Below are 13,776 nucleotides of genomic sequence, written 5' to 3'. Positions count from 1 at the left end.
TGCTCTTCTTCCTAAAAACATCTTCACCTTTTGCTTAGGCTAAATCATTTAGTGCATTTATAACACAAATTTCTTCAAATAAATCCAGCTGAGTCAAAGAAAGAGATCGTAGATGTATGCGTTGCTCCTGCAATAACTGCTGCCGCTTTGTTCCAAATAAAAGAGGGGTATCTGGCGTGAACCACTCACCTTGCCGTTTCAAGGCTAAATTTCCAATTGAGCAATCCGTCAATTTTCCATTTTGAACAATAATAATTTCATCACAATTACCACGCTGTGCGAAAAGAGCCTCTAACTGTGTTCGATCACTATATTTTAAAACATAGTTTACTTGCTCACAAATAAGAGGCTGGAAATGCCGAATACGGCGTGGCTGGTAAGGAAAAAACTGCACTTTTTGCTGTGAATGGTTATAATCTATACGGCAACGAATTAGATCACTGTCGATTAAATTGGTCGGAACTTGAATAAGCTCAGCTAAATTCACCTCACCTTGTACCGAACCATAATAACGCAATAATGAATGGCGATAACGAGCTTGATGTAAGGCTAAATTCTGGGCTTTACCTTTTTTAATCGCTATCGTTTCAAAAAGCGGAAACAGAGATTGTTGTGCAGATCTTGATTTCATTTTGTGATCTTTTTGAGTGGTAAATAAACTTTTTCTAGTAACTCATTATATTCAACTGCTACTTGGCTCTGTGCAGTAATCCCACCACCACTACGAAAATACAGGGCTTCATTTTGCTGTTCAATATAGCGAATGATCACGGCACTTTCGAGGTTTTCACCATCAAAATAACCGAAAATTCCCGTATAATATCCCCTTTTTTGTTGTTCAGCTTGTTGAATAATTTCTAAGGTCTTTTGCTTTGGGGCACCACTAATTGAACCTGCTGGCAATAATTTAGTTAAAATTTGTAGAGGATCTTGACGCCATTCAGAAGATAACTCCCCTTTAATTTCTGAACTTGTCTGCCAAATAGCCCCTCGTTCTGTGATAATCTTTTCACAATAACGAAAACGATCAACTTGGATATTACTCGCCACCATCGCAAGGTCATTACGGATTAAATCGACAATAGTATAATGTTCCCACAACTCTTTCTCTGAAGCTAAAAGTTGTTGCTTCGCTTCTGCTTGTTCTGCATTCATCGTTCCTTTCATTGGATAGGAATAAATGGTATTCCCTTTGATCCGCACAAAACATTCTGGAGAAAAACAAACAAAATGATCTTGATACCACAATTTATATGGTGCTTGTGTCGCTAGAAACAGTTGAGACAAACTATAATTGGTTTTCAGTAACGTTGGATAAGTTAAATTGAGTAAATAACTATTCCCTAATTGAATGGCTTGTTGTACTGTTTTAAAGCCTTGTAGATAAGTTTCAAACGGCAAAGGGAAAGTTTGCCATTGTAATGTAGGCAAAGCCTTTGTCTTTATCGCTTCGGGTAAATCCGCTAAGTTATCCATTCCCGGCATTTGTACAAATAATCCTAACTCAGCCATCTCAGCTAAAGGACATATAATCGGCTTTTCTTGTTCAAAATCAATTAGAAAGAAAAAAGGATCAGCAATCATTATTACCTTCAAGGTGATCTATTATTAGCGAAAAAACTGCCCACAACACTGTTTATATTTACGTCCAGAACCACATAAACAAGGCTGTTTAGGCGATACTTTTTCCAGTACGTTAGGATCAACAAAATACCACCTCTGATTTGTAAACACAAAAAGGGATAATTCTTGATGAACAAGGCGTTTTTGCTGTTCCAGATAATAAGCATTAAACTCGACCATTGCGTGGTTTGCCGTTAATTTAGGTAAATAGCGTACAATCTCTAAACCATCCCAATTCGTCTGCTTACTCCAAGCGGCAATCGCTTGGCGATCTAAGCTAATTTGTTGTACAGGTAGGGTGGTGTTAATAATGTAATCAACATTATTTAAGACAAAAGCACTGTAACGAGAACGCATTAACTGTTCAGCATTACAGGCTGGCTCTCCTTGATGAAAGGGCTGACAACATTCTTGATATAACTGACCAGAACAACAAGGGCAAGGCATTGTATCTGCTAAACTAACTTTCACTTTAAACCTTAATTTATGGGACTTTAATCAATTCTTGTTTTGTACCATTCGGTGCAATAATTGTAATTTTATCAGTAGGTTGCTGCTTAGTATGTAAAATTGCAACCACATTATTCAACTTAGTCATCTCTTGGAATTTCCCTTCAATCTTATACTTATTAACATCAACATCTTTCGCAAAAATAAGAAATGTACTAATTTTGGTAGTTCTCACTTGTTCTAAATTAACCGCTTTTGCATCACTAATACGATAGACTGGCTGTTTCCGCTGAGCATATTTGTCTAACAACTTTTGATCCTGACTTAATGCAATAATTTCTTTCATTTTTTTCTCCGCACTTGCTTGATCTTCTACGGCGATCTGTTGCGTTGAAATCACATCATTTGTCTGTTCAGCATTACTTTCTTCAAAGGTAATTGGGCCAATGTAGTTATCACTCCCTTTTTGTTTTAATGCTAAAGTTACCTGATCATTTAATAAAATAAACTGTAAACTTGACTCTTGCAGTTGAGCATTAACCGTATCTAATAAAAATTGAATTGATTTACTGCTATTTTGTGCCACCTTGACTTTAACATTAGGATCGACTTTGCTGGTGTAATAGCCAATCCCCAAACGATATGCCATATCTTGGGCTAACTGCCCAACACTTCCTTGATAATTCACTGCTATCTTAGCATTCTGATATTTTTCAATATTCTCTGCATTAGATGATAATGGAATTAGGCTTACTATCAACAAAGTAACCATTACCATTACTCTCCTGATTAAATACATCTTCTTTTTCCTTCTTTTATGTTATGAGTATTAATTCTGTACAACCTCAAATTACGTTTCACACTTTCGATTTTTTTCAAGATTAATTCTGATCAACTAAAGGTAATAAACGGCTATTTTCAATATCTGATTGTAGAAGATCAATATGAGGTAAAGACTTATTTGCTTTGGTTGATAACGCTTTAAAGCGTTCAACTTTACCGTGTAGCCCTTGCTGCCCAACCATGGCTACCACCGTACTATTGTAATGACCGCTAACGGTATTTAAACTATTACCAAGTTTCATTAAACGTTCAGCCACAACACAAACTTGATTATAAATTTCACCCGCGCGTTCACTAATCTCTCTCGCTTGTGCATTCCCTTGTTCAATTCGCCATAAATTTGCTACTGTTCTTAAAATCGGCATTAACGTAGTATGCGACACTAAAATCACACTCTTTTCATAACCAAAGTTAAATAAGCTTGGATCATGGCGTAAAGCTTCAATATAAGCAGGTTCAATCGGAACAAACATCAATACAAAATCAGGGCTTTTTATTCCGATTAAATCAGAATAATTTTTACTTGAAAGATCGCTAATATGCTGACGAATAGCTGCAACGTGTTCATTTAAATGTAAATTAATGTCACTCTCTTGTTCTGCCACTATCGCTTTTTCATAAGCGACTAAAGACACTTTACTATCTAAAATTAAATGTTTATCATCAGGCAACTTTAAAACAAAATCAGGATAACGTAACTTTCCTTCTTGATCTTTGGCTTTGAATTGGCTGATATAATGATCGCCTTCAACTAAGCCTGCTGTTTGTAAAGTACGCTCTAACTGTGCTTCTCCCCAATTACCGCTAATTTTTTTATTCCCTTTTAAAGCAGAAGCGAGATTATTTGCCTCTTGCGACATATTTAAGCCTATTTCTAAGACTTTTTTGAGTTCGGCTTCTAAAGTCGCATTTCCTTTTAAAGTTTCAGAATGTACTTCATTGACACGCTTCTGAAAACCTTCGATCTGTTCTCTAAAGGGCTTTAATAAAGTATCTAACGACGACTGACTTGTATTAATAAACCCTTTACTTTTTTCATCAAAAATCCGATTCGCTAAATTCTGAAATTCAAGGGCTAATTGTGCTTTATTCTGTTCACTTTGCTGGTGTAATTCAGCAAAATGTTTCTCTCGTTCATTTTGTGTCGTTCTTAATTCGGTAAGTTGTTGCGAAAGATCGGTAATTTTTGTAAAAAGCTGGTTTAAGTGTTGCTCTTTCTCTTGTAGAGTCTGTTGACTTTGATTCAACTGCGTTAATATCCCTTCAAGCCTCGTTTCTGCCTTAACTTTGTCTTGTTCGGCTTGCTGTTTTAATTGTGATAACTGCTCTACTTTGTTAACTAATTGATTATAATCATCAATATTTTTCGCTAAATTAACTTGAGTTTCGAGTGCCTCTCGTTTACGTTTTTCTGCAATGAAAAATAGCAAAATAATGATTGCCAATAACACGACAATAAGAAAATACAATACTGAACTACTCATTCTTTTCTTTCCTTTAATCAAATTATTTTTCAATAAAACTGCGGTCTTTACCAAAAGCGGATAAAAATAAACCTAGCGGCGGACGGCTAGAACGCTGTTCTTGATATTCCTGATTATATTTATAATAATTTCCTTTTAAATCAATTTGATACTGATCGCCATTGGTTGTAATAATAACGTGCCAGCGGTTATTAGACGCTAATCTCCAACCAGCGGGATCATCACTAAATAAATTTTTACCTAACGCATAATCTATCGTTGGGTTTTCAATATGGAACACCTCTTGTAGTAAGGTCGGTACTATATCCAATGTACTTGATAATCTTTGGTAACTTTGTGGCTTTATTGATTGCCAATGTATTAATAAGGGTACTCGCAGTAAATTAGGTGAAAAATTTCCAAGTTGTACGGATGTCGCATCAAAATCGTAACCTACGTCTGCGGTTATGATGATTAAGGTATGCTCTAATTCTTCACCTAATGTCGTCAAAATTTGTGCTAATAATTGATCTGTATCGACTAAAACTTGTTGATAGGTTTGTTCTAAACTTAGCTTATCGGTAGTGGATTGCTGTTGTTTTAGTTTTGTCTCTACTGCTTGCGATAAATTGAAATTAAGTAAACTAAACCAGTGGCGATTCTCTGGTAAATGTTGATACCACTCTTGCCAATGCTTAACTAAAAGCGGATCATTAACCAGTTGCGTGGTTGGCAGGGTAAAACTCAATAACTGTGCTAATGAATGAGATTGATTACCACTGAAAAATGCTTCTCTTTGATAATCCAGTTGAGCAATACGTTGTAAGAATACAGGTTCAATCCGTTGTGATAGTATACTATCTAAGTAACTACCACTTAAACTATATAAAATTCCAACTAAACCTCGTTGAGGATCATTTCCCGCCGCATAAGTACGTGTAAAATTTGCTGACATCGTGGCAAAATTTGCCAGTTCTGGCATATTTTTAGCGGTAATTGCATCATAACGCAAGCCCGATAAATTAATCAAAAGAATATTCGGTTGTTGTGCCAAACCACTAGTATAGTGTAACGCACGTTTAGGATATTCTATCGGATACGCATCATTTCGCCCATTAGCTGTACTTTTAGCTTCAAGATCTAACCGATCCAATAACCCTGTTTTTTCTAATAATGATCTCGCTGTTAATGGATAAGAAAGTGGTAAATTCGCACGTTGTGCCGTGATTGGGCGGTAAAAAGTGGCATCTGCCCACGCATAGATTAAATGTGTACCAATAAAAGCGAAAACGAATAGATAAGAAACGGGTTTTATCCACTTCTGTCTTTCTAAACTACGTTGCTTTTGCCACGACCAATGCGAAAATAGCATCTGTACCAGCAAAATGATGGGCATTGGTGTGAAAAAAAGCTGCCAATTTCGAGATAATTCACCATTATCAGGATTCACCACCAAATCCCAGACCATTGAAGATAAATGAATATAAAATCGTTTATAAATTTCAGTATCCATTAATAAGACTGTAATTGATAATGTCGCAATAATGACAGATACACCACGAAAAGTACGGTTATTTTTTATAATAAAGCTAAGTGGAAAGATTAATAGCAGATAAAACGCAAAAACAATAAAACTAAAATGGCCAAGAATACTGATAAAAAAATACACTCGCCCTAAAAAGGTACTTGGCCAATCAGAAAGAAACGCATAACGTGAGCCAATAATAATCGCCCAAATAATATTGAAAAAGGCAAACCAATGTCCCCAAGTAATTTTACGAGAAATTTCTTCTCGATTTTGATAGATCTTCTCTCGCTGAAACCGCAACATTACCCGTTCCTTTAACTAAAGTTTAATGCTTTGATGCTTTTTCTACTTGTTCAATTGAATCTAATAATGCTTGTGAAAATGCTCGAGCTAATACCAATCTTTGTGGGCTGCCAACGCTATTAATTAATAAATTACTTACTGTATTACCTAATGTGATTAAAGAGAGATCTAATGGAGCTTGGTGTTTCTCTAATACAGTAATTAATTCTGCTAAAATTTCTTCAACTTGTTGATTCGGGTATTTTGAATGAAATGCCATACACTTGTCTCTTCGTTAAAATAATATCGTATCTGGTTATGATAGCAGATTTTTGTAGATTATCGCTAAAAAAGCACTGATAAATCTATTATAATTATGGCTATTTTCATTCAAATAGTAATAGGTTTTCTTATGACAATTTATGTAAACCAGATTGTTTTGCATCAACTTAGCCTTGATCCAACTTCCAAACAAGATCTTACAGAAGGTGTTGAAAATCCACCTACTCGCCAATTTATTACCCATTTACGTCAAGAACTATTACCCAATGATCAAGATGTTGGGCAAATGATGTTGCAACTTCATCAAGTATATCAAGGAAAAAATAAATCTTATGCAGTCTTCCAAGAAAATTCCGTTTTTGCCCAAGAACTCAACCGATATTTAGAAGATGAGAGAGATTTTCTTACCTTTAGCCAAAATTGTGCTGCAATGCTGAGCCAAGAATTAAATAAATATACCTTTACTACGGGAGGGACTTTTATTCTTTCTCGCTATCAATTTTTAGCCACAGATTATCTTTTTATTGCACTACTTGATAATAAAACCAGTATGCTAGTTGATGAAGGGTTAAATATCCAACAGACGCATTACCTCGATCTCAATAGCTTTGATATTGTTGCTCGTATCAATCTGACAGAATTACAACTAAACGCTAACTCTAATCGCTACCTCACCTTTCTAAAAGGGCGAGTAGGTAGAAAAATTGGTGACTTTTTTATGGATTTCTTATCTGCCGAAGAAGGGTTAAATCCTCAAACTCAAAATCAATGTTTACTACAAGCAGTTAGCGATTATTGTGAACAAGCAGATCTCAATATGCCACAAACTCAAGCTGTCAAAAAGCAAGTTTTTGATTACTGTAAAAATCAGCTAAGTAACGGGGAAGAAATTACTCTCACGGAATTAGCCGAAACAATGCCAACCTTAAACCAACAAAATTTCGCTGAGTTTGCTCACACTCAAGATTATGGTTTAGAAGAAAGTATTCCACCACTTCGTTCAACCTTAAAAAGTTTAACGAAATTATCAGGTTCAGGGAAAGGTATTACGCTAAGTTTCGATCTAGCTTTACTAAACCAGCGTATTTTCTGGAATGAAAAAACAGATACGTTGACTATCCAAGGTTTACCACCAAATTTAAAAGACCAATTACGCAAACAAACCGCAGAATAAGTTGCATTTATCACAGGTTTAGGTATTATCTGAACGATTTTTTTCTAATTTTGTAAATAATAAAGGTAAAAAACAGTATGAAATTAAAATCTGTTTTAATGATATTAACGCTTATTTTTGGTGTTACCGCCTGTTCATCCTTAAATAAACTCGTTTATCGTATTGATGTACCACAAGGCAACTATCTTGAAAGCGATAAAGTGGCACAATTAAAAAAAGGTATGACAGCGGAGCAAGTTCAATACTTACTTGGAACTCCACTACTCGTTGATCCATTTAATTCACTTACTTGGTACTATGTTCAACTCATCCAAAATGGACACGAAAAACCTATCGAACATAAATTAACTATCAATTTCAATCAAAACGGTTTGGTTACTGACTTTCAGTTAGATAATCCTCTATCAGAAAAAACCATTGATCGTACACCTATCATTACACCAACTAGTGTCATTGCACCAACTGAAACGAGTACTTCACAAGATACCAGTAAAACTAAAAAATCTTGGTGGCAATTTTGGAAATAAATTAATCCCATAAAAAAATCCACTTTTATCTATTGAAAAGTGGATTTTATTTTTACTCTTGCTCTTCTCGTTTAACTTGATCCCAGATTAGATCTAATTCAACCAAATTCATCATCTCGAATGTTTTTTGTTGTTGCTTGACCTCTTGCTCTACTTTCTTAAAACGCCGTTCAAACTTTTGTGTTGCTTTACGCAATAAATGCTCTGCTTGTAGATCTAAATGTCGGCTTAAATTCACCATAGCAAATAACAAGTCGCCTACTTCTTCTGCAATCGCTTGCTGATTTTGTGGCTCTCGGATAAGCTCTTGTCTTACTTCATCTAATTCTTCCTGTACTTTTTCCACCACTGGCGACACACTATCCCAATCAAACCCAACTTTAGCACAACGTTTTTGTACTTTCTCAGCACGAACTAATGCAGGTAAAGCTAAAGGAATATTATCTAAAACAGAATATTGTGCCTTTTCTTGACGTTCCTGTTGCTTAATTTGTTCCCAATTTTGTAATACTTGCTCACTGGTGTCTGCTTTAACTTTGCCAAAAACGTGAGGATGACGCCGTACAATCTTCTCACTCACACTTTCTACCACCTCATCAAAAGTAAAAAGATTTGCTTCACTTGCTAGCTGGCTTAAAAACACAACTTGTAATAAGAGATCACCTAATTCTTCTTTTAAATTAATAGGATCATTTTGTTCAAGGGCTTCCACAACTTCATAAGCCTCTTCCAAAACATAAGGCGACATCGTTTCAAAACTTTGTTCAAGATCCCAAGGACAACCATTTTTAGGATCCCGCAACCGAGCAATAATCTCAATAAACTTTTGCATTCTATCTATTTTATTCATTGCCATATCCCTCTAAAACGCTTTCAACGAAAATAATGCGATTAATTATAATGAAATTTTTATTTGTGTGATCTAATGCATACTTTTTTTTTAACACTCGTGATAGTATTTCTAATAAAAATTGATCATTAAGTTCGTATTCGGAGGTACACAATGTATAACCACATCTTAGTTGCGGTCGATCTTTCTGAAGAAAGCACTTTTCTAATTGAAAAAGCGAAAAAAGTGGCTGAAAGAAATCAAGCGAAACTTTCGATTATTCATGTTGATGTTAATTTTTCCGATCTCTACACTGGCTTAATTGATATCAATATGACATCAATGCAAGATCGTATTTCTGATGAAACCCACCAAGCTCTGGTCGAACTCTCTAATCAAGCAGGTTACCCAATTGCGGAAACATTAAGTGGTAGCGGTGATTTAGAACAAGTTTTATCCGATGCAATCGAAAAATATAATGTTGATTTATTAGTAGTTGGTCATCACCAAGATTTTTGGAGTAAATTAATGTCCTCAACTCGCCAAGTAATGAATTCTATTGCGATTGATATGTTAGTCGTTCCATTAAAAGATTAATTAAACCTTCAACCTAATATGCGACAAAGCCATCACCACATTTTACTAAATAGTGCTTCAATCAGTAGTGTGGTGGTGGCGTTTCTTCTGCTTGAGTAGCAACATTAGAAGGTTGGATAGTTTTTAACTTTTGTGCTAAATATTTTACTTGCAACTGTAATTTATCTAACACAAATTGTTGTTCTACTAAAGCCTGATTCAAATCTTCAATTACCTTTTCTTGAAAAGTAACTTTCATTTCGAGTTCATCAAGACGTTCTGGATTAAATAACAATTTATTCATAGTTTTTCTTCAGTTTTATTTACATCAAATAAGTGGCTTTCTATAATGAAAGGTACTCTCGCTATTATACGTATAATTCCTAGTGAGAAACAAATTTTCTACTAAAACTAAATAAATGAGGTTTAAATATGCAAAAGTTACGCAAACTATTCCTAACAAGTCTCATCACTGCGATAGTTAGTGCACCAGCCTTTGCGAATAGCGATACATTAAAAGATCCTAAATTTATTGATCAATCATCTTATGCACTAGGCGTATTAATGGCAAAAAACGTTGAACAACTCTCTGAAAGCCAAAAAAATTATATTAACTATAACAATAAAGAAATTATTGCTGGTTTCAAAGACAGTTTAAATGGCAAAAGCAAAATGGACGATGCTGCTTTTAGCCAACAATTACAACTATTACAAACTACTCTTGCGAATGCTGCCCAAACAGAGCTTGATAAAATTGCAGCAGAAAATACAACAAAAGGCGATAAATTCCGTGCTGAATTTGCAAAACAAAAAGGTGTAAAAAGCACTAAATCGGGTATTTTATATCGTATCGAACGCCAAGGCAGTGGGACTACAGTCAAACCAAGTGATATCGTCAAAGTTAACTATAAAGGCACTCTAATTGATGGTAAGGTTTTTGATAGTAGTTATCAACGTGGCGAACCAATTGAATTCCGTTTAGATAACTTGATTCCGGGTTGGATTGAAGGTATTCCATTAATTAAAGATGGCGGAAAAATTGAACTTGTTATCCCACCTGAATTAGCCTATGGTAAAAGCGGAAGCAGTGCTATTCCACCAAATTCAACTCTCATTTTTGAGATTGAACTTTTATCGCATAAACCTGCCGATAAATAATTAACCTTATCTAGATATAGAAGCAGTTTCGCTGCTTCTATTTTAATAGGAAGAAAAACGTGAACGAATATAAGCAAGATCTATTTGATGATGATAATTTTTCTGGGGAAAATCCCCCTTTCAGTGTTGAAGATCATAATATACTTAACTCTTATATCCCTGTTGTTCAAGGCTTAGCAGCATTAATTGGTTCTCATTGTGAAATCGTCTTGCACTCTCTAGAAAATTTGCAACATTCTGCTATCTGTATTGCTAATGGGCATAATACAAACCGTCAAGTTGGTTCTCCACTAACAGATCTCGCATTACGCTCACTACATCAAATGACGACTGAAAGCACTCCTCAACCTTATTTTACTCGTTCGAAAAACAACGGTTTAATGAAATCAATCAGTATAGCAATCCGTAACCCACAACAACGTATTATTGGCTTATTATGTATCAATTTTAACCTTGATGTTCCAATGTCCCAATTTTTACAAGGGTTGTTACCTAGCCAAGAGCAAGCTCGAGGAACATCGGAAGTAAACTTTGCATCTTCTGTTGAAGAATTAGTCGCACAAACTGTTGAACAAACAATTGAAGATATTACCAACGATCGGAATGTTGCCAATAATAATAAAAATCGTCAGATTGTGATCTCGTTATTTGAAAAAGGTATCTTTGATATTAAAGATGCTATTAATCAAGTTGCTGAGCGATTAGATATTTCTCGCCACACTGTTTATCTTTATATTCGTCAAATCAAGCAGGACGAACAAAAATAATGCGCTACGTTTTATCTATCACTCAGCCTGTTTATGGTAGCCAAGCCTCTTTTTTAGCTTATCAAATCGCACAGGCACTATTAGCAAAAGGGCATACAATTACCCAAATTTTTTTCTCACAGGCAGGCGTTACCCATGGAAACCAATTTGTTTACCCTGCAAATGATGAATTTAATTTAGTTAAAGCGTGGCAGCAGTTAGCTAAGCGACATAACATTCCATTATCTCTCTGTATTGCAGCAGCACAACGACGAGGGATTGTTAATCCTGAAACATCAGCTAATCATCAACAAAATAATCTGGCTGATGGTTTTGTTCTGACAGGTTTAGGGGAATTTAGTCAAGCGGTACTACTAGCAGATCGAGTAATAACACTATGAAAATTGCGTTTGTTTTTACCCAACCACCTTACGGAAATAGCCGTAGCCGTGAAGGATTAGATGCTTTACTGGCAATGGCTGCCTATTGTGATGAAAATGAACTCAGTGTTTTTTTTCTTAATGATGGGATCTGCAATCTCTTAGTGCAACAACAAGCAGATCTGATTTTACAAAAAAATACGCCAGCGGTATTTAAACTCTTGGATCTATACGAAATTGAAAACCGTTTTATCTATCAACCAGATTTAGAACGCTATCAACTTAATATCCAAGATTTACAACTAAATTGCCAACCACTAGATCAAAAATCTTTTTTTGCTACATTACAGCAAGCAGAAAAAATCTTAACCTTCTAATTTTAGGAAAAAATAATGCTCTACACCTTTGCTCATGCTCACTACGATCAACATTTTTTAAACGCTATACTTAGCAATATCACTGAAAATGACGCTCTGATTCTGTGGCAAGATGGGGTATTACTTGCACTTAAAACACCTAAATTATTCTCTCACCTACCTATTCGTTGTAGTATTTTAGATGTTGATTTTACTGCCCGAAATCTCCATCTGTTATTCAACCGTCTTCCACTTAAATATCAAACACTTTTTGAAAAAATATCATTAGAGCAATTAGTAGAAAAAACGGAAAAATACTCACCACACTTTGCCTATTAGACAAAATCTAAGCAATACTTTACGCTCTCTGGTAAATCGCCAGATAAGCCCGTAGCGTGAAGAATAAATTGTTCTTTTATTAGAGAGAAATTATCAACAAAAGTTAAGCCTGCTCCTCGAATCAATTTTTTTATCGGTGTACTCCCTTCAAACAAGGTTTTAAATGCCTGCATTGCAGTCAACATTTTTGTTGCTTCAGTTTTTCGCCAACGTTCAAAATAACGTAAACGACGATAATCACCAATATCATAACCTGCATTTAAATTGGTGGTAATCTGTTCAGCTAAAGCCAAAGCATCCATAAACCCAAGATTAACTCCCAATCCAGCTAAAGGGTGAATGGTATGTGCCGCATCACCAATTAAAGCAATTCTAGCTTGAGCAAAATCTCGAGCAAAACGTGCGGTAAGTGGGTAGATATTACGAGGGGATTGTACCTGAGTTAAGCCTAAACGATTATCAAACGCTACTGTTAATGCTTGATTAAAGTCTTTTTCATCACAAGCCACTAACTCTCTAGCTTGTAATGGATCTAAAGACCACACAATTGAACTGAGATTAGGTTGATGCAATGGTAAAAAAGCAAGGATACTATTATGGCTAAAAATCTGACGACAAATTTGTTGATGCGGTTCAGTGGTTTCAACATTACACACTAAAGCCGTGTGTTGATAATCTCGAAAATTGAGTGGAATATCGGCTTGTTGACGTAACCAAGAATTTGCACCATCAGCCCCAACAACTAATTTAGCAACTAGCATTTCTCCATGGGTTAAACTTAAAATCGCATTACTGTCATTCACCCCTAATTGATGTGGTTGACCGAGTATAATTTCAACATTTGGATTCTGACTTACTTTCTGCCATAAAGCCTGACGAATCAAATGATTTTCAACAATATGCCCTAGATGTTCAACGCCCAATCCTTTCGTATCTAGCGTAATTTTAGCAAAACTATCTTTTTCCCATACTTGCATTGCCGCATAAGACGTGGCTCGCCATTGCTGTAACTGTTGCCACACGCCAAGTTGTTCTAAAAAAGCTTGAGAAGCTAAATTCAAAGCACTGACTCGATTGCCAATCTGTTCTAATTGTTGTTCAGGTGGATAAGCTTCAACAATCGCAATACGACAATTAGCCTGCGCCAAAGCTTGTGCCAAAGCTAAACCAACCATTCCACCACCAATAATCACAAGATCAAAACTTTTCATTTTCTTTCC

Annotated in this window: 18 protein-coding genes; 8 read left to right on the top strand and 10 right to left on the bottom strand. The window is 35.5% G+C overall.

From position 1 onward, the window contains the following. Positions 1 to 34 precede the first annotated feature (34 nt). The 7 genes from CEP47_RS01690 to CEP47_RS01660 all read right to left on the bottom strand — a co-directional run bounded on the left by CEP47_RS01690 (position 35) and on the right by CEP47_RS01660 (position 6,469). Positions 35 to 604, bottom strand: a complete 570-nt coding sequence (locus CEP47_RS01690) for an aminotransferase class IV family protein (protein WP_261921012.1) — start codon at positions 602 to 604, stop codon at positions 35 to 37. A 23-nt stretch (positions 605 to 627) separates the two neighbouring features. Next, positions 628 to 1,584: an aminodeoxychorismate synthase component I gene (locus CEP47_RS01685; RefSeq protein ID WP_265482663.1), complete on the bottom strand. Its 957-nt coding sequence runs from the start codon at positions 1,582 to 1,584 to the stop codon at positions 628 to 630. A gap of 24 nt (positions 1,585 to 1,608) precedes the next feature. Then, positions 1,609 to 2,070 carry a YchJ family protein gene (locus CEP47_RS01680; protein ID WP_261921013.1) on the bottom strand — a complete coding sequence of 154 codons (462 nt, stop codon included), beginning with the start codon at positions 2,068 to 2,070 and terminating at the stop codon, positions 1,609 to 1,611. 37 nt (positions 2,071 to 2,107) lie between these two features. After that, complete coding sequence (locus CEP47_RS01675) at positions 2,108 to 2,851, bottom strand: hypothetical protein (protein WP_265482662.1); 744 nt, start codon at positions 2,849 to 2,851, stop codon at positions 2,108 to 2,110. Between the two features lie 103 nt (positions 2,852 to 2,954). Then, positions 2,955 to 4,400 (bottom strand): DNA recombination protein RmuC, encoded by a 1,446-nt coding sequence (gene rmuC, locus CEP47_RS01670; RefSeq protein ID WP_261919711.1) that lies wholly within the window; start codon positions 4,398 to 4,400, stop codon positions 2,955 to 2,957. 22 nt (positions 4,401 to 4,422) lie between these two features. Next, positions 4,423 to 6,210, bottom strand: coding sequence for a DUF3413 domain-containing protein (locus tag CEP47_RS01665; RefSeq protein ID WP_261919712.1), 1,788 nt, complete (start codon positions 6,208 to 6,210; stop codon positions 4,423 to 4,425). A gap of 22 nt (positions 6,211 to 6,232) precedes the next feature. Then, on the bottom strand, positions 6,233 to 6,469 hold the full coding sequence (locus CEP47_RS01660; protein WP_261919713.1) for a DUF1414 domain-containing protein: 237 nt from the start codon (positions 6,467 to 6,469) through the stop codon (positions 6,233 to 6,235). A gap of 132 nt (positions 6,470 to 6,601) precedes the next feature. Here CEP47_RS01660 and yejK point away from each other — a divergent pair, with 132 nt between their 5' ends. Then, complete coding sequence (gene yejK, locus CEP47_RS01655) at positions 6,602 to 7,645, top strand: nucleoid-associated protein YejK (protein WP_261919714.1); 1,044 nt, start codon at positions 6,602 to 6,604, stop codon at positions 7,643 to 7,645. Between the two features lie 77 nt (positions 7,646 to 7,722). Then, a complete protein-coding gene (gene bamE / locus CEP47_RS01650; protein WP_261919715.1) occupies positions 7,723 to 8,172 on the top strand; it encodes an outer membrane protein assembly factor BamE in 450 nt (149 codons plus the stop codon). Between the two features lie 52 nt (positions 8,173 to 8,224). Here bamE and mazG read toward each other — a convergent pair whose 3' ends face one another. Beyond that, a complete protein-coding gene (gene mazG / locus CEP47_RS01645; protein ID WP_261919716.1) occupies positions 8,225 to 9,022 on the bottom strand; it encodes a nucleoside triphosphate pyrophosphohydrolase in 798 nt (265 codons plus the stop codon). Positions 9,023 to 9,175: 153 nt separating this feature from the next. Here mazG and uspA point away from each other — a divergent pair, with 153 nt between their 5' ends. After that, positions 9,176 to 9,598 (top strand): universal stress protein UspA, encoded by a 423-nt coding sequence (uspA, locus tag CEP47_RS01640; protein WP_261919717.1) that lies wholly within the window; start codon positions 9,176 to 9,178, stop codon positions 9,596 to 9,598. A 61-nt stretch (positions 9,599 to 9,659) separates the two neighbouring features. On the opposite strand, the gene CEP47_RS01635 is transcribed toward uspA, so the two are convergent. Then, positions 9,660 to 9,881: a SlyX family protein gene (locus tag CEP47_RS01635; RefSeq protein WP_261919718.1), complete on the bottom strand. Its 222-nt coding sequence runs from the start codon at positions 9,879 to 9,881 to the stop codon at positions 9,660 to 9,662. 128 nt (positions 9,882 to 10,009) lie between these two features. Here CEP47_RS01635 and fkpA point away from each other — a divergent pair, with 128 nt between their 5' ends. From fkpA to CEP47_RS01610, 5 genes are read left to right on the top strand one after another with little or no spacing between them, the layout of a single operon-like run. Further along, complete coding sequence (gene fkpA, locus CEP47_RS01630) at positions 10,010 to 10,735, top strand: FKBP-type peptidyl-prolyl cis-trans isomerase (protein ID WP_261919719.1); 726 nt, start codon at positions 10,010 to 10,012, stop codon at positions 10,733 to 10,735. 59 nt (positions 10,736 to 10,794) lie between these two features. Further along, positions 10,795 to 11,502: a helix-turn-helix transcriptional regulator gene (locus CEP47_RS01625; RefSeq protein WP_261919720.1), complete on the top strand. Its 708-nt coding sequence runs from the start codon at positions 10,795 to 10,797 to the stop codon at positions 11,500 to 11,502. Further along, positions 11,502 to 11,882 (top strand): sulfurtransferase complex subunit TusD, encoded by a 381-nt coding sequence (gene tusD / locus CEP47_RS01620; protein WP_261919721.1) that lies wholly within the window; start codon positions 11,502 to 11,504, stop codon positions 11,880 to 11,882. Before CEP47_RS01625 ends, tusD begins: the two co-directional genes overlap by 1 nt. Then, on the top strand, positions 11,879 to 12,238 hold the full coding sequence (gene tusC / locus CEP47_RS01615; protein ID WP_261919722.1) for a sulfurtransferase complex subunit TusC: 360 nt from the start codon (positions 11,879 to 11,881) through the stop codon (positions 12,236 to 12,238). Before tusD ends, tusC begins: the two co-directional genes overlap by 4 nt. 15 nt (positions 12,239 to 12,253) lie before the next feature. Continuing rightward, entirely contained in the window at positions 12,254 to 12,556 is a 303-nt protein-coding gene (locus CEP47_RS01610; protein ID WP_261919723.1) for a DsrH/TusB family sulfur relay protein, read from the top strand. Here CEP47_RS01610 and CEP47_RS01605 read toward each other — a convergent pair. Further along, positions 12,553 to 13,767, bottom strand: coding sequence for an FAD-dependent monooxygenase (locus tag CEP47_RS01605; protein WP_261919724.1), 1,215 nt, complete (start codon positions 13,765 to 13,767; stop codon positions 12,553 to 12,555). The genes CEP47_RS01610 and CEP47_RS01605 overlap by 4 nt on opposite strands. Between the last annotated feature and the right edge of the window lie 9 nt (positions 13,768 to 13,776).

Origin of the sequence: Mergibacter septicus (assembly GCF_003265225.1) — a bacterium.
In the GTDB taxonomy this organism is placed as follows: domain Bacteria; phylum Pseudomonadota; class Gammaproteobacteria; order Enterobacterales; family Pasteurellaceae; genus Mergibacter; species Mergibacter septicus.
Note: the sequence above shows the minus strand (reverse complement) of the source record. Positions and strands in the feature narration are given on the sequence as shown.

Coding starts and splice junctions, on each gene's coding strand:
- uspA (WP_261919717.1), top strand. CDS start 9,176: ATGTATAACCACATCTTAGTTGCGGTCGATCTTTCTGAAGAAAGCACT.
- rmuC (WP_261919711.1), bottom strand. CDS start 4,400: ATGAGTAGTTCAGTATTGTATTTTCTTATTGTCGTGTTATTGGCAATC.
- CEP47_RS01685 (WP_265482663.1), bottom strand. CDS start 1,584: ATGATTGCTGATCCTTTTTTCTTTCTAATTGATTTTGAACAAGAAAAG.
- CEP47_RS01610 (WP_261919723.1), top strand. CDS start 12,254: ATGCTCTACACCTTTGCTCATGCTCACTACGATCAACATTTTTTAAAC.
- CEP47_RS01605 (WP_261919724.1), bottom strand. CDS start 13,767: ATGAAAAGTTTTGATCTTGTGATTATTGGTGGTGGAATGGTTGGTTTA.
- CEP47_RS01660 (WP_261919713.1), bottom strand. CDS start 6,469: ATGGCATTTCATTCAAAATACCCGAATCAACAAGTTGAAGAAATTTTA.
- CEP47_RS01675 (WP_265482662.1), bottom strand. CDS start 2,851: ATGGTAATGGTTACTTTGTTGATAGTAAGCCTAATTCCATTATCATCT.
- tusC (WP_261919722.1), top strand. CDS start 11,879: ATGAAAATTGCGTTTGTTTTTACCCAACCACCTTACGGAAATAGCCGT.
- CEP47_RS01680 (WP_261921013.1), bottom strand. CDS start 2,070: ATGCCTTGCCCTTGTTGTTCTGGTCAGTTATATCAAGAATGTTGTCAG.
- mazG (WP_261919716.1), bottom strand. CDS start 9,022: ATGAATAAAATAGATAGAATGCAAAAGTTTATTGAGATTATTGCTCGG.
- CEP47_RS01665 (WP_261919712.1), bottom strand. CDS start 6,210: ATGTTGCGGTTTCAGCGAGAGAAGATCTATCAAAATCGAGAAGAAATT.
- yejK (WP_261919714.1), top strand. CDS start 6,602: ATGACAATTTATGTAAACCAGATTGTTTTGCATCAACTTAGCCTTGAT.
- tusD (WP_261919721.1), top strand. CDS start 11,502: ATGCGCTACGTTTTATCTATCACTCAGCCTGTTTATGGTAGCCAAGCC.
- fkpA (WP_261919719.1), top strand. CDS start 10,010: ATGCAAAAGTTACGCAAACTATTCCTAACAAGTCTCATCACTGCGATA.
- CEP47_RS01635 (WP_261919718.1), bottom strand. CDS start 9,881: ATGAATAAATTGTTATTTAATCCAGAACGTCTTGATGAACTCGAAATG.
- bamE (WP_261919715.1), top strand. CDS start 7,723: ATGAAATTAAAATCTGTTTTAATGATATTAACGCTTATTTTTGGTGTT.